The 21,172-nt window shown below is 66.3% G+C and carries 19 protein-coding genes; 3 read left to right on the top strand and 16 right to left on the bottom strand.

The window, feature by feature from the left end; all coding sequences use genetic code 11:
* Positions 1–26: 26 nt before the first annotated feature.
* The 4 genes from IEW24_RS14065 to IEW24_RS14050 form a co-directional block, all read right to left on the bottom strand.
* Positions 27–980, bottom strand: coding sequence for a hypothetical protein (locus IEW24_RS14065; protein WP_188579550.1), 954 nt, complete (start codon positions 978–980; stop codon positions 27–29).
* A gap of 267 nt (positions 981–1,247) precedes the next feature.
* Positions 1,248–2,006, bottom strand: coding sequence for a TerC family protein (locus tag IEW24_RS14060; protein WP_188579548.1), 759 nt, complete (start codon positions 2,004–2,006; stop codon positions 1,248–1,250).
* A 244-nt stretch (positions 2,007–2,250) separates the two neighbouring features.
* Positions 2,251–3,279 carry a Tim44 domain-containing protein gene (locus IEW24_RS14055; RefSeq protein WP_188579546.1) on the bottom strand — a complete coding sequence of 343 codons (1,029 nt, stop codon included), beginning with the start codon at positions 3,277–3,279 and terminating at the stop codon, positions 2,251–2,253.
* A gap of 210 nt (positions 3,280–3,489) precedes the next feature.
* On the bottom strand, positions 3,490–3,912 hold the full coding sequence (locus tag IEW24_RS14050) for a GlcG/HbpS family heme-binding protein (RefSeq protein WP_188579544.1): 423 nt from the start codon (positions 3,910–3,912) through the stop codon (positions 3,490–3,492).
* Between the two features lie 153 nt (positions 3,913–4,065).
* Here IEW24_RS14050 and IEW24_RS14045 point away from each other — a divergent pair, with 153 nt between their 5' ends.
* Positions 4,066–4,719 (top strand): DUF1028 domain-containing protein, encoded by a 654-nt coding sequence (locus IEW24_RS14045; RefSeq protein ID WP_188579542.1) that lies wholly within the window; start codon positions 4,066–4,068, stop codon positions 4,717–4,719.
* Positions 4,720–4,739: 20 nt separating this feature from the next.
* Here the strand turns inward: IEW24_RS14045 and IEW24_RS14040 are convergent, their stop codons facing one another.
* The 7 genes from IEW24_RS14040 to IEW24_RS14010 all read right to left on the bottom strand — a co-directional run bounded on the left by IEW24_RS14040 (position 4,740) and on the right by IEW24_RS14010 (position 11,270).
* Positions 4,740–5,870: an ABC transporter ATP-binding protein gene (locus tag IEW24_RS14040; RefSeq protein ID WP_188579540.1), complete on the bottom strand. Its 1,131-nt coding sequence runs from the start codon at positions 5,868–5,870 to the stop codon at positions 4,740–4,742.
* Positions 5,860–6,678: an ABC transporter permease gene (locus tag IEW24_RS14035; RefSeq protein ID WP_188579538.1), complete on the bottom strand. Its 819-nt coding sequence runs from the start codon at positions 6,676–6,678 to the stop codon at positions 5,860–5,862. Before IEW24_RS14035 ends, IEW24_RS14040 begins: the two co-directional genes overlap by 11 nt.
* Complete coding sequence (locus tag IEW24_RS14030; RefSeq protein WP_188579536.1) at positions 6,678–7,529, bottom strand: ABC transporter permease; 852 nt, start codon at positions 7,527–7,529, stop codon at positions 6,678–6,680. Before IEW24_RS14030 ends, IEW24_RS14035 begins: the two co-directional genes overlap by 1 nt.
* A 114-nt stretch (positions 7,530–7,643) precedes the next feature.
* Positions 7,644–8,672, bottom strand: a complete 1,029-nt coding sequence (locus tag IEW24_RS14025; RefSeq protein WP_188579534.1) for an ABC transporter substrate-binding protein — start codon at positions 8,670–8,672, stop codon at positions 7,644–7,646.
* 193 nt (positions 8,673–8,865) lie between these two features.
* Positions 8,866–9,285: a RidA family protein gene (locus IEW24_RS14020; protein WP_188579532.1), complete on the bottom strand. Its 420-nt coding sequence runs from the start codon at positions 9,283–9,285 to the stop codon at positions 8,866–8,868.
* 33 nt (positions 9,286–9,318) lie between these two features.
* On the bottom strand, positions 9,319–9,819 hold the full coding sequence (locus IEW24_RS14015; protein ID WP_188579530.1) for a flavin reductase family protein: 501 nt from the start codon (positions 9,817–9,819) through the stop codon (positions 9,319–9,321).
* Positions 9,816–11,270: a 4-hydroxyphenylacetate 3-hydroxylase family protein gene (locus IEW24_RS14010; RefSeq protein ID WP_188579528.1), complete on the bottom strand. Its 1,455-nt coding sequence runs from the start codon at positions 11,268–11,270 to the stop codon at positions 9,816–9,818. Before IEW24_RS14010 ends, IEW24_RS14015 begins: the two co-directional genes overlap by 4 nt.
* A gap of 193 nt (positions 11,271–11,463) precedes the next feature.
* Here IEW24_RS14010 and IEW24_RS14005 point away from each other — a divergent pair, with 193 nt between their 5' ends.
* Positions 11,464–12,426, top strand: a complete 963-nt coding sequence (locus tag IEW24_RS14005; RefSeq protein ID WP_188579526.1) for a LysR substrate-binding domain-containing protein — start codon at positions 11,464–11,466, stop codon at positions 12,424–12,426.
* Here IEW24_RS14005 and IEW24_RS14000 read toward each other — a convergent pair.
* Both IEW24_RS14000 and IEW24_RS13995 read right to left on the bottom strand, forming a co-directional pair.
* On the bottom strand, positions 12,379–13,320 hold the full coding sequence (locus IEW24_RS14000; protein ID WP_244644397.1) for a 2-hydroxyacid dehydrogenase: 942 nt from the start codon (positions 13,318–13,320) through the stop codon (positions 12,379–12,381). The genes IEW24_RS14005 and IEW24_RS14000 overlap by 48 nt on opposite strands.
* Before the next feature lie 4 nt (positions 13,321–13,324).
* A complete protein-coding gene (locus tag IEW24_RS13995) occupies positions 13,325–13,774 on the bottom strand; it encodes a type II 3-dehydroquinate dehydratase (RefSeq protein ID WP_188579522.1) in 450 nt (149 codons plus the stop codon).
* Positions 13,775–13,994: 220 nt separating this feature from the next.
* Between IEW24_RS13995 and IEW24_RS13990 the strand changes: the two genes are divergently transcribed.
* A complete protein-coding gene (locus IEW24_RS13990) occupies positions 13,995–16,220 on the top strand; it encodes an O-linked N-acetylglucosamine transferase, SPINDLY family protein (RefSeq protein WP_188579521.1) in 2,226 nt (741 codons plus the stop codon).
* Between the two features lie 33 nt (positions 16,221–16,253).
* Here IEW24_RS13990 and IEW24_RS13985 read toward each other — a convergent pair whose 3' ends face one another.
* The 3 genes from IEW24_RS13985 to IEW24_RS13975 are packed head-to-tail and all read right to left on the bottom strand — an operon-like array spanning position 16,254 to position 21,140.
* Complete coding sequence (locus IEW24_RS13985; protein ID WP_188579518.1) at positions 16,254–17,387, bottom strand: ABC transporter permease; 1,134 nt, start codon at positions 17,385–17,387, stop codon at positions 16,254–16,256.
* A 1-nt stretch (position 17,388) separates the two neighbouring features.
* Positions 17,389–20,139, bottom strand: coding sequence for a ribosome-associated ATPase/putative transporter RbbA (gene rbbA, locus IEW24_RS13980; protein WP_188579516.1), 2,751 nt, complete (start codon positions 20,137–20,139; stop codon positions 17,389–17,391).
* Positions 20,136–21,140 carry an HlyD family secretion protein gene (locus IEW24_RS13975; RefSeq protein WP_188579514.1) on the bottom strand — a complete coding sequence of 335 codons (1,005 nt, stop codon included), beginning with the start codon at positions 21,138–21,140 and terminating at the stop codon, positions 20,136–20,138. Before IEW24_RS13975 ends, rbbA begins: the two co-directional genes overlap by 4 nt.
* Positions 21,141–21,172: the final 32 nt, after the last annotated feature.

Genomic DNA, 21,172 nt, shown 5'->3' with positions numbered 1-21,172 from the left:
AGGGAAGCGGGTGCCTGAAGATACCCTCAGCCGCTGTGGACTGCGGTGAGCCGCCCCACCGCCACCCGCCGCCGACGCTTGCGCCGCCACAAGGGCCGCAGAAGCGCCACCACCAGCGCGTTGAAGGTCCAGATGGCGCCCAGCAGCCAGAGTGTCGCCCCCATGCCCCACCAGATGAGGGAGAGGAATGCTCCCGTTATGGCGAAGGCGCCCCGCCCGAAGCTCTTCAGCAGCGCCAGCGTCTGCGGCCCCTTGGCCTCGGCAAGACGGGCCATGCGCCCCATGTCTGCCGAACCGTCGGCAATGCGCAGGCCCTCCATGGTGGCCTTGGTACCGGCCTTGGCCTCGATGGTGCCGGCGTCGGCCAGCAGCCGGCCGAGATCGCGCACCTTGTCGGTGCGCACCACGCTTTTCAGAGCGGCACCATCCAGAGCGGCGATCCGATCCGGTACGCGGCGCAAGGCGGCGAAGTCCACGCTCTCGCGCACGGCGCGGGTGAGCGTCGCGCCCATGGCAGCGGACAGACGGCCGCCACGCCGTGCTGCCTTCACCAGCGAGACGCCTGCCTTCACCGGCGCCCCGCCGCCCACCGTGGCATAGGTGCCGGCAGTGAGCGCGAGGCCGACCGTGGACAGGCCAAGGATGAGTTCGTCCGCCTCCTCGCCCCGGGCCAGATTCCAGCCCTCGCGGGAGGCATCGCGGATGTCGCCCCACACCATGAAGTCGCCCAGCGCCGCCCCGGCAAAGCCCGGCAGGTCTTCCGGCTGGCCGGTCAGGAAGCCGGCGCCGAAGCTGCGCATCTGGGCGTAGGTGGAATGGGCGGCGGCTTCCGCCGCGCGGACACGCGTGGTGAGGTCGTCCGGCAAGAGGATGCGCCGGGCTTCAGCCACGGCCAGCCAGGAGGCGGCGAGATCCGCATCCTTCGCTGCCAGCGCGGCCTCGGTCTCCCGTTGCACGACGACAGGGTCGAGCTGGTCCAACGCCAGATCGGCGAGTGCGGGGGATTATCGCGCGCCGTCACCAGCCGCACGCCTGTCTTGGCCGCAGGCACCACCCACGGCAGGGCGCCCACGAACGTGGCAAGCAGACCGAACAACGCGATGATGCGGACCATGGTGGCGCAACACTCCAGGCCCCCCAAGCCTGTCGCCCGACCTTGCCCGGCCATTGCGGCGACCTTGGGATAAACGAAACGGGGCGGCACATGGTGCCGCCCCGTTCCTTCAAGCCTGCGGGAGGCCGGACCGTCAGTGTCCGGCGCTGCCCTTCTTCTTCTGGGCGCGGCGGGTCATCATGTTGAGACCCTCCACCGCCGCCGAGAAGGCCATGGCGGCATAGACATAGCCCTTGGGCACATGCGCCCCGAAGCCTTCCGCGATCAGCACCATGCCGATCATGATGAGGAAGCCCAGCGCCAGCATGACCACGGTCGGGTTGGCCTCGATGAACTTCGCCAGCGGATCGGCGGCCAGCAGCATGGTGAGCACGGCCACGATGACGGCGATCACCATGATCGGGATGTGCTCGGTCATGCCCACGGCGGTGATGATGCTGTCGATGGAGAACACGAGGTCCAGCAGCAGGATCTGCACGATGGCCGACGAGAAGGTCAGGCCCACCGTGGTGGCGCCCTTGTCCAGCAGATCATCATCCGAATGCGTGGTGTCCACGCTGTGATGGATCTCCTTCGTCGCCTTCCAGACCAGGAAGAGGCCGCCGGCGATCAGGATCATGTCGCGCCACGAGAACGGGTGGCCGAAGGCGGAAAACACCGGCTCGGTGAGCTGAACGATGATCGCCACCGTGGACAGCAGGCCGAGGCGCAGGATCAGCGCGAGGCCGATACCGATGCGGCGGCCGCGCGAGCGCTGATGCTCGGGCAGCTTGTTGGTGAGGATGGAGATGAAGATGAGGTTGTCGATGCCAAGGACCACTTCCATGGCAATCAGGGTGATGAGGGCGATCCACACGGCGGGATCGGAGGCCAGTTGAACCAGATAGTCCATCGGTCTCTCATGTCGGGGACGCAACGGGCGGGAGCGTCCCGAGAGGGGGATACGTGCGGAGCGCACGCAAGCGGAGACACACGCACAGATTGCCGTTCAGTCGCACACCCTAACGGGCACGCGTCTGTTGCAACAAGCCAGCGATGTCGGGGAAAACGCCGCGATTGCGGCTCGAACGGCGCTCCGGCGCACCGAAGCCGCCCGTGCTGGGCACGGGCGGCGTAAGGGTCTTACTTGGGCGCGATCACTGGATCGCGGAGAGCTTCCACGGCTGGCCGCGCAGGCGGATGAAGGTCCACACCTCGGTGCTTTCGCCGAGTTCGTCCGTGGAGCCGTCAGCCAGCGCGCCGGTCTGGCGGTCGCGCATGGTGTCGCGGGCCTGGTAGCGGATCGCCACCGTGGCATATTCGAACTGGCCTTCGCGCCAGGCTTCCGCGAGGTCGCCCTGCAGCAGCTTCACGTCGTTGACCTGGTTGCGCACGCCACGCTCCGCATTGTCGCGGAACTCCTGCTCGAAGTAGCCGAGCATCTCGGGCGTCACCAGTTCGCCGAGGCGGTTGCGGTCCTCACGGCTATAGGCAGCCTGCACCTCGGACAGAGTGCGCTCGAAGGCCTCGAAATCGGCCGGCTTGATGCCGATATCGTCCTTGCGCTCTGCCGGCTGCTGCGGGGCGCTCTGCGCACCGCCGAGGCCGGCCATGCCGCCGCCGAGGGCGCTGCCGCCGCTCTGGGCGTCACGGGCATAGGTGTTGCCACCCATGGGATTGCCGCCCATGGGATTGCCACCCATACCGTTGCGGTTCATGGGGTTGCCGCCGAAGCCAGCACCCGCACCCGCCGGCTGCTGACGCCGGCTGGCGAAGAAGCGCATGGCCAGATAGATGGCGCCGCCGATGAGGGCCACCTGCAGCAGCAGGCCGAGCATGCCCGACAAGCCGCCGAGGCCGCCGCCGAACAGCATGCCTACGAGGCCACCGATCAGCAGACCGCGCATGAGCGCGCCGCCGAAGCCGGAGCCGAACATGCCGGAGCGCGCGCCCTGCGCGGCAGCGGCGGACGGCGCCGTCTGGTTATAAGGTGTGGCCGACCGCTGGATCGGCTGGGAGGCGGTGGGCGAGGTGGGGGTGGCGGCCGGCGCCTGATAGGTGCGCGAACCGCGGCTGCCCATGCTGCCGCCCTTGCGCGCGTCAGCGTAGTCCACTGCCGGCAACGTCATGGCGACACCCAGTGCCACGATGGCGGCGATCCGTGACAGACGCTTGAAAACGCTCATCTTTCCCCTCTTCCGCGCGGAAACGCGCACCGCATGCCCTAACGGCATGCGCACGGGATATAAGAACGGATGCCTGCGTTTGTCAGGGGGTGCGACACGCTTTCAGTCGCTTTTTCGTGATCACGACGTTGTTAGGTGCAGTGCGACATGGCCGACCGCACCGGCGCGCCTCCAGTAGAGCACTCCCTTGGTAAGGGAGAGGTCGTGCGTTCACACCGGATCCGCCCCCAGTGCGTCGATGGCGGCGCGGGCCACCTCCATGTCCTGCGCGCCCGTGCCGGACCCGACACCCACGCCACCCACGCACAGCCCGCCGAACAGGATCGGCATGCCGCCTTCCAGATTGGTGAGCCGGCCACCGCTGGCGATGGCAAGCTTCACTTCCAGTTCCGGCTGCAGGCGGGAGGTGGGCTGGCTGTGCGAGGCGGCGCTGATGGCCTTGGACAGCGCGGTCTCCCGCGACAGCAGCTTGGCGCCATCCATGCGCAGGAAGGCGAGCAGATTGCCGCTCTCATCCACGATGGCGATGTTCTGCGGCACGCCGAGCGCCTCGGCCTTGGCCACCGCCGCATTGAGCGCCACCAGCGCACCCGCATGGGTCAACTTCGGCGCGGATCGGGTGAAGAAGGCCATGATCTGATCTCCATGCCACTACATGCACGCGGAACGATAAACACCGCATGCATTATTACATACATATGTTTGATTTTAAATATGAATTTACTTGCAATCGCAGAAACCATAAAAGATCATACGCTCAGTAAAATCCGAATACGAGGACAAGACGTGACCTATTCCATCGCGGCCCGCTGTTCGAGAACCGGTGCTTTCGGCATCGCCATCACCTCGTCCAGCATCTGCGTTGCCAGCCGCTGCGCCTGGGTGGGGCCGCTCGGCCTCGTGACCACGCAGAATGTCACCGATCCCGCGCTCGGCCCAGCCGGCCTCGCGCTGCTGCGGCAGGGCCTCGGCGCCCGCGCGGTGCTCGATGCCATCCTTCCCGGCACAGCCGACCCTGCCTATCGGCAGGCCAGCGTCATCGATCGCTACGGGCAGGTGGCGTGGCATTCGGGAGCTCAGGCGCTGCCGCTGGCGGCGGAGGCCATCGGCCCGTCCTGCCTCGCGCTCGGCAACCTGCTCGCCGATGAAGGCGTGCCGCAAGCCATGCTGGATGCCTTCCTCGGCTGCCCCGACGAGCCTCTGGCCGAGCGCCTCATGCGCGGCCTGGAAGCCGGGCTCGCGGCGGGCGGGGAGACGGGCGACGAGCATGCGGCGGGCCTCCATGTGGCGCAGGTCTATGACTGGCCGGTGGTGGATCTCAGGGTGGACTGGCACGAGGATCCCATCGGCGAACTGCGCAAGGTGTGGGATCTCTACGCCCCGCAGCAGGCAGCCTATGAAAGTCGCGCCCGCACCCCGGCCGAGGCGCCGGCCTTCTGAGGCCCTCGGGCCGGAGGCGCTCAGGCGGCCTCCGGCGGAAAGGCGACCGCATCGCCCGTGGGCGTGACGCCGACCGCCTGCCCCACAGGCCAGCGGTGCGGCGCCTGCGTGCCCGGCACGCGTACCAGCAGGCGACCACCGGTCGTCGCCGGGCTGTCCACCAGCACATCCACATGCGAGCCCTGATAGACATGGGCGGCGATGGTGCCGGGAAACCCGCTGCCCTTCTCGCCGATGGCAAGCGCATCGGGGCGCACGAACAGGTCGACGGCAGCGCCCGGGGCAAGCCCATCCACGGTGCCGGCCGGCACCTCCACCCGCACCGCGCCCACCATGACGCTCGCCCGATCATCCAGCCGCCGCTCAAGCTTCGCCGGCAACACGTTCACGTCGCCCACGAAGGAGGCGACGAAGCGATCGGTCGGGCGGCGGTAGATCTCGTCCGGCGTACCCACCTGCCGGATGCGGCCCGCCGACATGACGGCGATGCGATCCGACATGGACAGGGCCTCGCTCTGGTCGTGGGTTACGAAGATGGTGGTGACGCCCAATGAGCGCTGGATCTCCTTGATCTCCACCTGCATGGCGCCGCGTAGATTCTTGTCGAGCGCGGAGAACGGCTCATCCAGCAACAGGAGCTTGGGCCGGATGACGAGGGCGCGGGCAAGCGCCACGCGCTGCTGCTGGCCGCCGGACAGTTCCTTCGGCTTGCGATGGCCAAAATCGGAGAGCTTCACCAGCGCCAGCATGTCGGCCACGCGGCTCGCAATCTCGCGCTTGGGCACGCCGCGCGCGGCAAGGCCATAGCCCACGTTCTTCTCCACGCTCATGTGCGGGAAGAGCGCGTAATTCTGGAACACCACGCCGATCTCGCGCGCATAAGGCGGCGTCTCGGTCATGAGCTGGCCGTCCACGAAGATCTCGCCGCCATTGGCCTCAAGGAAGCCGGCCAGAAGGTTCAGCAGCGTGGTCTTGCCACAGCCGGAGGGGCCGAGCAGGGTCATGAAGCTGCCCTGCTCTATCTTGAGCCACGCCTCATGAAGCGCGGTAAAGGCGCCGAATTTCTTCGTCACCCCGTCGATCTGCACGCCGACGCGGGCGGATGTGGCGGCGGGGGCTTCAGTCCCCGTATGGAGGCGTTCAGCGGCCATGCTCAACGTTCAGCACCTTTCCGAGCCCCAGGAAGCGATTGGCGATGGTGAGGAGAAGCGCCGTCACGACGATGTAGACCACGGACAGCGCGGCCAGCGTCGGATCGGCATATTCGCGGACGTAATTGTACATGGCCACCGGCAGGGTCTGGGTGGCCTGCGCGGTCACGAACAGCGAGGCGGTGAACTCGTTGAAGGAGAGGATGGCCGCGAACAGCCAGCCGGAGACAAGGCCGGGCAACAGCAGCGGCAGCGTGATCGTGAACAGTGTTCGGCCGGGCCTTGCACCAAGGCTCGCCGCCGCCAGCTCCAGCCGGGCATCGAGATTGCGCAGCGAGACATAGACCGAGCGCATCACGAAGGGCAGCACCAGCACAACGTGCGTGACCACCACCACGGCAAATCCGCGCGCCGCATGGATCTGCGCCGCAAGGATCAGGAAGCCGAGGCCGATGGTGAAATGGGGGATCACGAGCGGCGAGGTAAGGATGGCCTCCATCGCCTTCTTGCCCCGGAACTCGTAGCGGTCGAGCACGAAGGCGAAGCCCGTGCCCACCACCAGCGCGATTGTGGACGCAAAAGCGGTGACGATGAGCCCGTTGCGAAAACCGCTGGAGAAATCCGAATAGCTGAAGGCGCGCGCGAACCAGCGGGTGGAGAAGCCGGTCGGCGGAAAATTCATGATCGCCTTGTCATTGAAGGCGGACATCGTGACCACCACCGCCGGCAGCAGGATGAAGGCCACCACGAGGCCGACGGCGATCTTGCCGGCAAGGCCCAGCAGGCGATGGGAGAGCGGCCTGCGCATCAGTGAGCCCCCATCCTTTCCAGCGGCGACAACGCCGCCTTGGCGAGCGCCAGTACCGCGAAGGTGAGCGCAAGACCAGTGACGGACAGCGCCGCCGCGAAGGGGAAATTGAAGGAGGCGAAGCCCAGCTGATAGATGAGCGTGGAGACCATGGGCACCCGTCCGCCGCCGATCATCTGCGGGGTGGCGAAGGCGGAGAAGGTCCAGGCAAACGCCGTCGTCACGCCCGCCACGATGCCCGGCATGGAAAGCGGCAGCGTCACGGTCAGGAAAACGCGTACCGGCCCGGCGCCGAGGCTGGTGGCGGCCTTCTCATAGGCCGCGTCGATATGGGAGAGGGCGGCCGCCAGCATGATGGTCATGATCGGCAGCGTCACATGCACCAAGGCGATCACCACGCCGGTGGTGGTGAACATGAGCTGGATCGGCCGTTCGATGAGACCGAGGCCGCGCAGCACGGAATTGATGAAGCCGGAATTGCCCAGCACGATGATCCACGAATAGGTGCGCACCACCTCGCCCAGGAACATGGGGGTGAGCGCCGTGATCAGCAGGAAGGATTTCAGCGTCACGGAGCGCGAGCGCACGATGGCATAGGCCAGCGGATAGGCCACCACCAGCGTCACCAGCGCCGTGATGAGGCAGATCCACACCGTCTGGAGGAAGACGCCGGCATAGAGCGGGCGCAGCAGCGCCTCGAAATTGGCGAGCGTCAGCCCGCCCGGTTCCATGGAGCCCGGCACGAAGGCGCGGAAAGCATATTGCAGGATGGCCGCCAGCGCCCCCACCAGCGCCAGCGCGGCGAGCGCGGCCGGGGAGACGAACAGGGCAAGGAAGGGCCGTGTCTTCATTCGCTGGGGGCGCCTGAGAGAAGGAAGCATCGGAAGCGGAAGACCGGCGCCGTGTCCGGGCGGGACGGCGGCGCCGGTGATGATCACCTGAACGCTTATGCGTTCATGCGCGGATCACTTGCCCATCATGTTCTCGGCGAACCACTTGCGCCATTCGGCGGTCTTCTCGGCGCGCAGCTTGGGGTCGATGAGGATCTGCTTGCCCCACTGGTCGGCGGTGGTCAGCACACCGGGCAGCTTGGCGGTCTCGGCATCCACCTTGGCATTGGTGACGGTGGGCGAGCCCTTCTTCAGCTTGGCCACCTCGCCCTGCACGGCGGGATCGAGCGCCATGTTGATGAACTTGTAGGCCAGCTCCTGCTTCTTGGAGCCGGACATGATGCCGACCGTATCCACGCCCAGCACGCCGCCCTCCTTCGGGGTGGCCACCGTGATCGGAACGCCCTGCCCGATCATGTAATAGGCGTTCATGGACAGCATCACCTGCACCGGGGTCTCGCCGGTGGCGATGAGCTGCTGGGAGTTGGCGTCGTTGGTGTAATAGGCCTTGAAATTGGGCTTCAGCTCGAGAAGCTTCTTCTCGCCCTTCTGCCAGTCCGCCGCCGAACCGCCCGACAGCAGCGCCGCCACCGTGATGATGTGGCTGGGATCGAAATCCGGAGCCGCGAGAGAATCCTTCAGCTTCGGATTCCAAAGGTCCGCCCAGCTGTCGAACTTGATGTCCTTGGGGGTGAGATCGGCGCGGTAGCCGATGGTGTAGACATAGCCCCAGGTGCCCAGATGATAGGGGCTGACCTTGGCCTCCTTCACCAGATTGGCGGCATTGGGGATCTTGGCCTCGTCCAGCTTCTCGAACAGATTGTCGGCCACATAGAGGAAGCCGACGTGCGAGGTGGTGAAGGTGATGTCGCTCTCGGGCGAGCCCTTGGCGAGCTTGGCCTTGTTCAGGCGATCAATCGTACCGCCGGTGATGTATTCCACCTCGACACCGGTCTCGGCGGTGAATTTCTTGCCCACAGTATCGGCGATGAGGTCGCGGAAGCTGCCACCCCAGGTGCTCACCACCAGCTTCTCGGCGGCGCTGGCCGGGGACGACAGCAGGGCCGCCACCACCGCACCCACGGCAATCAACGAGGTCTTCATGTCCCGTTCTCCTCTGGAGCCGCCTTGCTGGCGAACTTTAATGACGTAGAGATAAGCAGAACGTCACCTTGCAGTGCAAGATGAATGTCGCATCAGGTGAAGACATTTTAATTCTTATTCTTGTTACAACGCAGAATTTGCCCCGGAGCACGCGCTCCGAGGCGAATAAACACAAGACGGAGACAGGCGCGTTTCAGGCGCGCTCGGCGGGGATTTCCGCGATGATGTCGATCTCCATCAGATATTCCGGCTTGGCGAGCCCTTGCACGATGATGCCGGTGGACACCGGATAGACGCCCTTCAGCCACTTGCCGACCACCCGATACACCGGCTCGCGATAGGCGCGGTCGGTGATGTAGATGACGATCTTCACCACGTCCTCAAGCTTCGCGCCCGCTTCCTCCAGCAGGATTTTCGCGCAGCTCATGGCATTCTCGCTCTGCGCGGCGGCATCCCCGATGCCGACGATGGAACCGTCCAGCGCCATGGCCGTCTGGCCACGCACATAGACGGTGTTGCCGGCGCGCACCGCCATGCACACGTCATTGTCGAGATTCTGCTCGGGGTAGGCTTCCTTGGTGTTGAACGGGCGAATGCGGGTATGGGTCGGCACGGGTCTTCCCCTCGAAGAATGAACGAACAAAGCTCAGGCGACATGAAGGCGCCGGTAGGCGCGATTGGCATAGATCAGCGGCTCAGCAATGGCGCCTTCGGCAGAGGCGATGGCCACCACCTCGCCGGCGATGATGCGATGGGTGCCGAAATCGAAGGTCGCCGCCACACGGCAGTCGAAGGTCATCAGCGCACCACGCAACGCCGGAGCGCCGGTGACGAGCGCATCCCATTCGGCACAGCCGAACTTATCCGCCCTGAAGGCCGGCACCTGCCCGGCGAAGGCATCCGACACCCCGTGCTGGCCATGGGCGAGCACATTGGCGGCGAAAACCCCGTTCTCCAGCAGCGCCGGCAGCGCGCTGGAGGCGCCATGGACGCAGAACACCACCGAAGGCGGCTCCATGGACAAGGAGGAGAGCGAGGACACGGTGAGCCCCGCCAGGCCCGCCGGGCCATCGGTGGCGATGACCGCCACGCTGGAGGCCATGTTGCGCATGGCCTCCTTGAACAAGGCGGGGTCGAGCGGGCTCATTTCGGCGCACCCGTCACGGCGTCGGAGAGGCCGGCGGTCTTGCGCACAAAGTCGAGCGGGCCGGAAAAGTCGAAGCTCTTGTAGACCGCCGCGAGATGGTTGAAGTGCGGCGCCTGCGCGAACTGCACGAAGGCGAGGCGATGGCCCGCATAGTCCGACGACACCAGATCGCGGGCGAAGGCCAGCAGCTTGCGGCGGTCTTCCGACTGCCAGTTGTCGTTCAGCGTGTAGAACTTCTTCAGCCAGTCGCCGGTGCCCTCGGAAGCGAAGGACGCCGCGCTCGGGGTCACGCAGATCTGGCCGCCGATCAGCTCGCGGGTGGCGTGCATCATGGCGGGGAGCTGCGAGCAGGCCAGCACGCGACCGGCATAGAGCAGCGACTGGTTCGGCATCAGCAGGCCCGCCGGGCTCTTCTCGGCCAGCGCGATGGAAGCGGTGAGGTGGGCGTTGATGCCCTCGCGATAGACCGCAAGGTCCGCCAGCTTCTCCTGCACCGACTGCAGCTTGTCGAGGCCGGTCTGCCTGGCGTTCCAGAGCGCCGCGCCGATCATCATGTCGGCGTTGTAGAGCAGGCGCAGCACATAAGGGAACGCCGAGTAGCGGTGCAGTGTGCCGCGCACGAACTGGGCCGCGCGGGTGTAGCGATAGAAGAAGACGTCCTCCCAGGGGATGAGCACGTCGTCGAACACCACCAGCGTATCCACCTCGTCATAGGCATTGGCGAGGGGATAGTCGCGCGGGTCCGTGCGGCCGGCAAAGCCTGCACGGCAGATGTGCTTCACGCCCGGCGCGCCCATCTTCACGATGCAGCCCAGCGCGTAGTCGCTTTCCTTCTCGTCCGTCCAGGCGCCCACGGTCGGCTTCAGATAGGCCTGATCGGCATAGGCGGCGGCGGTCTCGTATTTGGCGCCGCGGATGATGATGCCCGCGTCCGTCTCCTTGGTGACGTGGACCATCATGTCCGGGTCACGTTCGGAGATGTGCCGGGAGCGGTCGCCCTTCGGGTCGGTGTTGGCGGAGACGTGGAAGGGGTCTTCCTCCACCACGCGCTTGATGTGGTTGTCGATGTTGGAGGCGAAGCGCGGGTCGATCTCGGCCAGCATGTCGCGGCCGTCCTGCAACGACCACATCTCGCCGATGGTCTCGTCTCCCACGCGGGTGACGACGCCGCCCACATCCTTCAGCAGGATGTCCACGCCCTTCCACTTGTCGTGCCAGTCCTGCTGGGTGGTGGGCGGACGATGGAAGACGGAATGGACCGCATTGTCCTCCACATAGGTCAGCGCCTCCTTGTGCGCTTCCTCATGATGGAGGTCGTACATGCGCGCCTTGATGTCGACGATCGGCTTGAAGGCGGGATGGGTGGTGACATCGGTGACGCGCTCGCCATCGAGCCAGATTTCACGCCCGTCTCGAATACCGTCCTTGTAGGCGGCGCCGGTCCTGATCATCTCGCGCATGCTCCCAAACTGGTCATGCTCAATCTTGTGGCAGGCGGATAAATCGGTAAAATATTTAAAACCAGGGGACAAGATCGGATTTGTTGATGCAGGTCAAAGCGCACCGCCCAGCGCCCGCCAGAATGTTTGGTTCATCAGAGATTTTGGCCTGCGGCTTCGCCTTCCTCCGCGCGGGAGGCCGGTCGTGAATCTGTCGTTCCGCGCCCTGCGCTACGTGGTGGCCACCGCAGACAGCGGCAATGTCACCGAGGCCGCTCGTCGCCTCAACGTCTCCCAACCCTCGGTTTCCGCCGCCATCGCCCAGAGCGAGGCGGAGGTGGGCACGCCTTTGTTCGTGCGCCACCACGCCCGTGGCATGACGCTGACCGCCGCCGGCCAGCGCTATGTGAACGAGGCCCGCCATCTGCTCGCCCATGCCCGCGACTTCTCCCAGAGCGCCAAGGCTCTGGGCGAAAGCCTGAAGGGCGAGATCTCGCTCGGCTGCTTCCTCACCCTCGCCCCCCGCTTCATGCCGGCCTTGCTCGCCGCTTTCGCGGAAGCCCAGCCCGGCATCACCGTGCGGCTGGAGGAAGGCGACCAGCAGGAGATCATCGAGGGCGTCCTGTCAGGCCGCATCGAGCTTGCGGTGTCCTATGGCTATGCGGTGCCGGAAGAAGTGGTGGGCGAGCGGCTCATCGACCTGCCGCCTCTGCTGGTGGTGAGCGCGGACCACCCGCTCGCCGGCCGCGACGCGGTCTCGCTGGCGGAGGTGGCCGACGAGCCTTTCCTGCTCTACGACCTGCCGCATTCGCGCGACTATTTCTTCTCGCTGTTCGCCGCCTGCTCCCTTGAGCCGCGCATCGCCTTCCGCTCTCGCTCCTATGAGCTGATCCGGGGCCTCGTGGGCCAGAAGCGCGGCTACACCATCCATAATGCGGCCCCGCGCACCACGGTGGCCTATGACGGCTCGCAGGTGGCCGTCATCCCCTTCTCGGATGCGCTGCCGCCCACGCGCGTGATGCGGCTCAGTCTCCGCCGCCAGGCGCTGCGCCCGGCGGTGGAGGTGTTCGCGGCGTTCCTCACCGAAGCCTTTTCGGAGGCCGGCCTGTTCGCGCCCGGCTCAATAGCCCCGGCCGGGATCCACGCGGTTCAGCACCGGTTCGCCTGAGCGGATGCGGCGGATGTTCTCCGCGATCTGCGCCGCCGCCGACTTCGGCAAGGCGATGGAGGCGAGATGCGGCGTGATGAGCACGTTATCCATCGCCCACAGCGGACTATCCTCGGACAAGGGCTCCACCTCGAACACATCGAGCGAGGCTTCCGAGATGTGGCCGGACTGAAGGGCGGCGATCAGCGCCTGCTCGTCCACGATGGGGCCGCGCGCCACGTTCACGAACTTGGCGCCCTTGGGCAGCATGGCGAGGCGCTCGGCATTGATGATGTGCCTGGTTTCCGGTGTCAGCGGCAGCATCACCACCAGAATGTCGGTGGTGGCGAGGAAGCCGGGCAGTGCGTCCATGCCGTGATGGCAGTCGATGCCGGGCAGCGACTTCGGCGTGCGCGACCAGCCCTGCACCGGATAGCCGAAGCGCGAAATCTCATGCGCCGCCGTGGCGCCCAGCTCGCCGAGGCCGAGCACGCCCACGCGGATATGCTCCGGCGTGGTGGGGTGGATGTAGCGCCAGCGGCCTTCCTTCTGGATGCGCTCGAAGGGGACGATGTCCCGCGCATGGCGCAGCACGCACATGAGCACGAAGCCCGCCATCATCTTCGACATTTCGGGGTCGGAGAGGCGGGTGATGGGCACGTCGGGCAGATCGGTGCGCGAGACCAGTGCATCCACGCCGGCGCCGAGATTGACCACCAGCTTGAGGTTCACGAACGGCTTGAAGAAGTCCTGCGGCGGCTTCCACACCACGGCGTACTGCACATCCTCCGGCGGGCACGGCGCGCCTTCCTTGGAAGCGATATGCATGTCGAGGCCAGGCAGCTTCTCACCAATAGCGGCCACCCAGTCCTCGGCCACATCGGCGGGGCTGTAGAAAACGAGAGACTCTTTCAACGCATCACCCTCTGCTTCGTTCGTCTGCCAGCTTCTTGGCGGCAGTGATGGCCAGTTCATAGCCGAGCGCGCCCAGGCCCGCCACGATTCCGCTGGCCGCCTTGGACACATACGAATGATGACGGAAGGGCTCGCGCTTGTAGATGTTGCTCATGTGGGTCTCGATGATCGGCCCCTCATAGGCGAGCAGCGCATCGAGGATGGCGATGGAGGTGTAGGTGAGCCCAGCCGCATTGATGACGATGGCATCCGCCTTGCCCCGCGCCTCCTGGATCCAGTCCACGATCACGCCTTCATGGTTGGACTGGCGGAAATCCAGATCGACGCCGAGCGTCCCGGCATGCGCCTCGCAGCGGGCCTGAAGCTGCGGAAAGCTCTCGCGGCCGTAGGTGCCGGAGGGGTCGAGGCCATAGAGATTGGCGTTGGGGCCGTTGATGAAGAAGATGGTGGCCAATGGGCTCTCCGTAAGGGCGGATCGGGAGGAACGCGCCAGAATGGGGTGCCCCCTCCCTCGAAGCCAATCGGAAACGGCAATGGACAGGATCGGCTTTTCCGATCCCCCGCCCCACCCCGCCGCTGCACAAGCTTCGGACAAGTGAGACCTGCGAAGGCTGTGGACTGAAATAGTCCGCGCGGGATTTTGCGCGCAGCCCGGACGTGCCGAGGGGGGAGCCATGAGCAAGCATCAATCTGCGGCGGCCTTTCGGGGCAAGCCCGGCGGCACCCCGTCGAAGGGCGCCGCCGATGCCCAGCGCGCTTTGGCCCTGCATCAGGCCGGCGATTTCGCCGCTGCCGCGCCACTCTATGCCGCCGCGCTCAACCGCGACCCGTCCAACGGGGCCGTGCACTATCTGCACGCCCTGTGCCTCAAGCAGCTCTCCCGCCTGCCCGAGGCCCGCGAGGCCATCCAGAAAGCGGCCAAGCTCCGCCCCTCGGATGCGAACATCCTGGCCGATCTCGGCACCATCCTCGCCCAGACGGGCGATAGCGAGGCCGCCCGCGCAGCCTTCGGGCGCGCGCTGAAGCTCCAGCCGGATCACAAGGCCGCCCAGCTCGGACTCGGCCGTCTGGCCGCCAGCAATGGCGATCTCGACGACCTGCGCCGCTTGCTGGCCGAGCAGCCGCAGAATGGCGAGGCTGCACTGGCGCTCGGCTGCGCCCTGCTCGCCGCTGGCGAAGAGCCGGACGTGGCAGCGCGGGAGTGGGTGCAGGCCTTCCAGCGCGGGACGCTGACCGCCGAGGCCATGGGCATAGCCGGCGTGCGCGCCTTCGAAGGCGGCCGCGACCGCGAGGCCATGGCGCTCCTGAAGATCGCCGCCACCCTCAAGCCCGACGTGCCGGCCCTGCACGCCAATCTCGGCCTGCTGCTGCTGGACAAGCGCCGCCACCGGGACGCCATAGACGCCCTCAACCGGGCCCTGAAGCTGGACCCCAACCATACCGGCGCGCTGATCAATCTCGGCGGCGTCCATCTGGACGCCAAGAAATATGCCGAGGCCATCCCCTGTTTCCGCCGCGCCATCGCGGTGGAGCCGGACAATGTGGTGGCACGCCTCGGCCTCGCCAACGCCAGCCGCCAGATCTGCCAGTGGCGCGACACCGAAGCGGAGGAGGCCGAGCTGGGCCACGCCCTCGCCCGCACGGGCGCACGCACCGGCCCCTTCCTGCTGCTCTCCATGCACCTGACCGCGCAGGACAATCTGCGCGCCGCCCGCGTGTGGGCCAAGGGCGTGCGCATGGAAGACAAGGACAAGCTGCCGCCCGCGCCGCCCGCCGAGCCCGGCCGGCGCATCCGCGTGGGCTATCTCTCCAGCGACTTCTATGCCCACGCCACGGCCTTCCTCGCCGTGGAGATGCTGGAGCGGCATGACCGCGCCACCTTCGAGATCTTCGGCTATTCCCATGGCCCCGACGACAAGTCGGCCATGCGCCAGCGCGTCATCGACGCCTTCGACCATTTCGTGGAAGTGGGCGACATGACGAGCCCCGAAGCCGCCCGGCGCATCCGCGAAGACGGCATCGACATCCTCGTAGACCTGAAGGGCTTCACCCAGGGCAGCCGCACCGAGATCATGGCGCTGCGTCCGGCACCCGTGCAGGTGAACTTCCTCGGCTATCCCGGCTCCATGGGTGCCGACTTCATCGACTACATCATCGGCGACAAAGTGGTGACGCCGCTCGCCGCCGCCGCCGATTACGACGAGAAGATCGTCCAGCTGCCGGGCGCCTACCAGCCCAACGACGGCCGCCGCGCCATCTCGGCCCACATCCCCTCACGGGCCGAATGCGGCCTGCCGGAAGAGGGGTTCGTCTTCTGCTGCTTCAACAATACCTACAAGATCACCCCCGCCGTCTTCGACGTGTGGATGCGTCTTCTCGACGCCGTGCCCGGCTCGGTCCTGTGGCTGTTCGAGGCCAATCCAGCGGCGCGTGACAACCTCACGTATCATGCGGCGAGCCTTGGCCTTGATCCCGAGCGCATCATCTTCGCGCCCAAAATGGAGCTGGCCGACCACCTCGCCCGCCATGCCCATGCGGACCTGTTCCTCGACACCCTGCCCTACAATGCCCACACCACGGCGAGCGATGCCCTTTGGGCCGGCGTGCCGGTGGTGACATGCGCGGGCGAAACGTTCGCCAGCCGGGTGGCCGCCAGCCTGCTCACCGCCGTGGGTCTACCGGAGTTGGTGACGGATAACCTTGCCGATTACGAGGCCCTCGCCCTCGCGCTCGCCGGCGATCCCGAGCGCCTCGCGCTTCTCAAGGCGAAGCTGATCGCTGCCCGCGCCACCGCCCCGCTGTTCGATGCGGCGCATTTCACCGCAGGCATCGAGGCCGCCTATCGGCGCATGCATGAACTGCGCAGCACCGGACGGGCGCCCGAGCCCATCGTGGTCTGAAGACGTCATGCCGGCCCCATCAGGGCCGGCATCTTACGAGAAGATCACCTTTCGGAAGCGGGCCAGCGCGAAGGCGAAATAGGCCGCGCCGATGATCGCGATCTTGCCGATCTCCGGCCAGACGATGCCAAGACCCGCCCCGCGATAAAGCACGCCCTGCGAGAAGGCGACGAAGTGCGGTGTCGGGCTGAAGATCTGCATGATCCATTGCAGCCAGACCGGCATGCTCTCCATGGGCGTCGTCGCACCCGACAGCAGCTGCGTGACCACGAACACGGGGATGGCCAGAAGCCCGAACTGACCCATGGTGGTCGCCAGCGTGCCGAGCAGGATGCCGAGCGCGGCGACGGAGAAGGCATAAATCGCCGTACCCATCACGAACAGCAGCAGCGAACCGGCGACCGGCACCCCAAGCAGCCATTCCACGACGAGCACCAGCGACGCCACCGCCGCGACCAGAATGACCAGCGCGTTCGCTGTCATCTTGGCGAGCATGATCTCGACGGGGGTCACGGGCATCACCAGCAGATGCTCCACCGTGCCCTGCTCGCGCTCGCGGATAAGTGCCGCGCCGGTGAGGATGATGGTCAGCAGCGTGACGCTGTTAAGGATCTGCATCACCGAGCTGAACCAGCCGGACTCCAGATTGGGATTGAACTGCGCCCGTACCACCAGATTGATCGGCAGGGCGGAGGTCGTCTCCCGCCCCGCCTGCCGGTTGGCGATCTCCTGAGCGATGATCTGCTGGATGTAGACGGAGCCGTTGCCGGCCTGCGTCATGGCCGTGGCATCCACGTTGAGCTGGAGGGACGTCGGCCGTCCCGCCAGCAGATCGGCCTGGAATTGCGGCGGGATCTCCAGCACGAAGACCAGACGGCCCGCATCCATCTCCGCATCGATCTCATTGGCGGCGATGGGCCGCGAGACCTTGAACAGCGGCGGGCCGAAGGCATCGCGTAGCGCCCGGGAAAATTCCGAGTGGTCCTCGTCCACGATGCCGATGGTGAGGTCGCGCGCTTCCAGCTTCACGCCCGTCGCAACCGTGTAGACGGTAAAGGAGAAAGTGTAGAAAACCAGCACCAGCATGATCGGATCGGCGCGCAGGCTCCGCAGCTCCTTCACCACGAGGCGCGCGATGTTCTGCAGGTGCGTGACGAGCGCTGTCATCTCAGGCCTCCTGCTTGCGCAAGGCGAACTGCGCCAGAACGAGGAACAGCAGGAAGAAGACCGCCAGCATCACCAGATTGGGCCACAGCGCGTCGAACCCCAGCCCCTTGGTGAAGACCCCGACGCTGACCGGCTGATACCAGGCCGGCGGCAGGCTCATGCCGAGGATGCGGCCGCCGCCCGAGAGCGACGCCACCGGCACCATGAGGCCGGAGAAATTGATGGCCGGGATGATGGACAGGATGGCGGTGGCGAACACCGCCGCCACCTGCGTCCGCGTGAAGCTGGAGACGAGTTGGCCGAAGCCGGTGGTGGCCGAGACATAGAGCAGCGTCGCCACCACCAGCACGAAGGCCGAGCCCTTGATCGGCACCTGGAAGATGAACAGCGCCATCAGCACCAGCATCACGAAGCTGGCCATGGCGATGGCGATATAGGGCAATTGCTTGCCGAACAGGAATTCGAAGCGGCTGATCGGTGTCGAGCGGAAATTGGCGATGGAGCCGGTTTCCTTCTCGCGCACCACGCCTATGGCCGACATGATTGCGGGGATCAGGATGAGCATCAGCATGATGACGCTCGGCACCATGGCATTGGCGCTCTTGAAGTCCTGATTGTAGCGGAAGCGGGTTTCGATGGTGACTGCATCTGCCGCATGGCTGGAGGCGGCACGGGAGGCAGCGAACTCCTGCGCATATTGCGTCGCCAGCCCCGTGACGTAGCCGCGCGTGGTCTCGGCCCGGAACGGCATGGCGCCATCCAGCCAGATCGACAGCTCGGGTACGCGCCCGCTCATCAGGTCGCGGCCGAACGAGGGCGGGATCTCGATGGCGAGCTGAAGCTCGCCGCTCCGCAGGCGCTCATCCAGCTCGGCAGGCGAACGAATGGGCGCGCGCTCATCGAAATAGCGCGAGCTTGAAAAAGCTTCGACCAGTTGCCGGCTCTCAGCCGTATTGTCCTGATCGTAGACGGCGAACGTCAGGTTTTCCACGTCGAAGGAGACGCCGAAGCCGAAGGCCAGCATCAGCAGCAGGGGCCCGAAAAAGGCGAAGCTGAGCCGGATCGGATCGCGCAGCAGCTCCATGGTCTCGCGCCGGGTGCAGGCCCACAGCCGCCGCGGATCGAAACGGCGGGCGGGCGGCGCGGGCCGCACCGGCTCGGCAACCACCGCCGCGGGCGCCTCGGGCGCATCCGTGATACCGGAAGCCTCCTTCAGATAGGCGACGAAAGCCTCCTCCAGCGTGCCGGCGCCACGCGCCTCCACCAGTTCCTGCGGCGTGCCCACCGCCAGCACCTTGCCCGCATGCATGAAGGAGATGCGGTCGCAGCGCTCCGCCTCGTTCATGAAGTGCGTGGACAGGAAGATGGTGACGCCGTCGTCGCGCGAGAGGTCGATCAGGGTGCGCCAGAAGGCATCGCGCGCGATGGGATCCACACCCGAGGTCGGCTCGTCCAGGATCAGCATGGCCGGCCGATGCAGGACCGCGACGGCAAGCTGGAGCCGCTGCCGGATGCCCAGCGGCAGGCTGTCCGGCCGCTCGTCGGCCACATCCTTCAGATCGAACCGTGCCAGCAGTTCCGCGATCCGGTCCGGGATTTCGGCCGCCGGCAGATGGTAAAGCTCGGCATGCAGCACGAGGTTCTGGCGCACCGTCAGCTCGCTATAGAGCGAGAAGGCCTGCGACATGTAGCCGACGTTGCGGCGCGTCTCCATGTCGTCGGCAGCCAGCGTCTGGCCGAACAGTTTCGCGGTGCCCTCGCTCGCCGGCAGCAGGCCGGTCAGCATCTTCATGGTGGTGGACTTGCCGCAGCCGTTCGACCCCAGGAAGCCGAAGATCTCGCCACGGCCGATGCGGAAGCTGACATGATCGACAGCAACGAATTTGCCGAAGCGGCGGGTGAGGCCCTCGGCCTCGATGGCCGGGGTCGCATCGGCGCTTTCGGTCCGGGGCCGGAGCACCACCTCGCGATGCTGGGCGCGCTTGGCCTCGGGCAGGAGCGCGACGAAGGCGGCTTCCAGCGTGTCCTGTCCGGCGCGGGCGCGCAGCTCGGCGGGCGTGCCGGTGGCGATGGCCTTGCCGTCATCCATGGCCACCAGCCAGTCGAAGCGCTCCGCCTCCTCCATGTAAGCGGTCGCCACGATGACGCTCATGCCGGGGCGACGGGCACGGATGGTGTCGATCAGATCCCAGAACTGCCCGCGCGACAAAGGATCGACGCCGGTGGTCGGCTCGTCGAGGATCAGCAGGTCGGGATCATGGATCAGCGCGCAGCACAAACTGAGCTTCTGCTTCATACCGCCTGACAATTTGGCGGCGGGGCGGTCCTCGAACGGGCAGAGCCCCGTGGCGCCGAGCAGTTCGTCGATGCGGCTGCGCCGCTCGGCGGCGTCCTGCCCGAACAGGCGGCCGTGGAAGTCGATGTTCTCGAACACCGAGAGCGTCGGATAGAGATTGCGGCCGAGCCCTTGCGGCATATAGGCGATGCGCCCGCGCCGCGCCTCCCGCTCCGATGCGATGCCGAGATCGCCGCCGAGCGCGAAGACACGCCCCTGCTGGATCATCCGCACACCTGCGATCAGGGCCAGCAGAGTGGACTTGCCGACGCCGTCCGGGCCGATCACGCCGATCATGCGGCCGGCCGGAATGTCGAGCGTCAGGTCGTCGAGGGCGGCCACGCGGCCATAGCGGTGGGTGACGCCCTCGACGCGCGCCGCGCGTTCGAGGCGCGCGTCAGACGCGTCCTGCGTCATGGCAGCTTCACGTCGAGCGTTGCGGGCCATTTGGCGGTGGAGGACGTGCGCACGAAACCGAGGCCGCGGACGCCCGTCTTCACCCGCCGGTGGTATTTGGCGAGCACGTCGCGATCGACCTGAAGCTTGACGCGGAACACCAGCTTCTCGCGCTCGTCGGCGGTCTCGACGGTCTTGGGCGTGAACTGCGCATCGGCGGCCACGAAGCTGACGGTGGCCGGGATGACATATTGCGGCACCGGATCGAGAATGATCCGCGCCTCATCACCCAGCGCCAGCAGGCCCGCCTGCGCCGCCGGCAGGTAGATCGTCATATAGACATCGGACAGATCGAGAATGGTGATGACGCGGGTGCCCGCCGAGACCACCTCGCCAGCACGTGCGAGCTGATATTGCACGCGCCCGCTGCGCGGCGCGACCAGCACCAGATCCACCAGGATCGCCCTGACCTGCTCGGCGTCCGCCTCCGAGGCATGAATGGCGAACTGGGCCTGCGCGCGCTGGGCCTCGGCCGCCTTCAAAGCGGCATCGGCGGCATCCGCCTTGGCGGTGCGCTGGTCATCGATCTGCTTGCTGATATAGCCCTTCGCCACCAGTTCCTTGCCGCGATCGGCATCGGTGCGGGCAAGGAGCTGATCGCTCTTGCGCTGGGCGATCAGCGCCTCGGCTTCCGCCAGCGCCTGACGGGCTTTGAGCACCTGCGCCTGCGCGGCGCGCAACTGAGCCTCGTATTCCGGCGAGGAGATGCGGGCGACCACTTGCCCCGCGGTGACTTCATCCCCCTCCTTGACCGTGACCTCGGACAGCCGTCCGGCATACTTCGAAGAGACATCCACCTGCGTGGCTTCGATGCGGCCGTTGGTCTTGATGATGCCCTCGGGCATCGTATCGCCACGCAGGCGCTCGATCAGCACCTTCAGGCGGGATTGCGCGTGCGCCGGGACCCCTGTCATCAGCAGGGCCATGGACAATGCGGCAACAACCAACCGAAACAATCGCATGAAGCATCTCCAACGACGGCGACAGCCCTGAG

Origin of the sequence: Azorhizobium oxalatiphilum (genome assembly GCF_014635325.1) — a bacterium.
Classification (GTDB): Bacteria; Pseudomonadota; Alphaproteobacteria; order Rhizobiales; family Xanthobacteraceae; genus Azorhizobium; species Azorhizobium oxalatiphilum.
The sequence above is the reverse complement of the archived record's forward strand: the minus strand, read 5'-3'. Positions and strand labels throughout refer to the sequence as shown.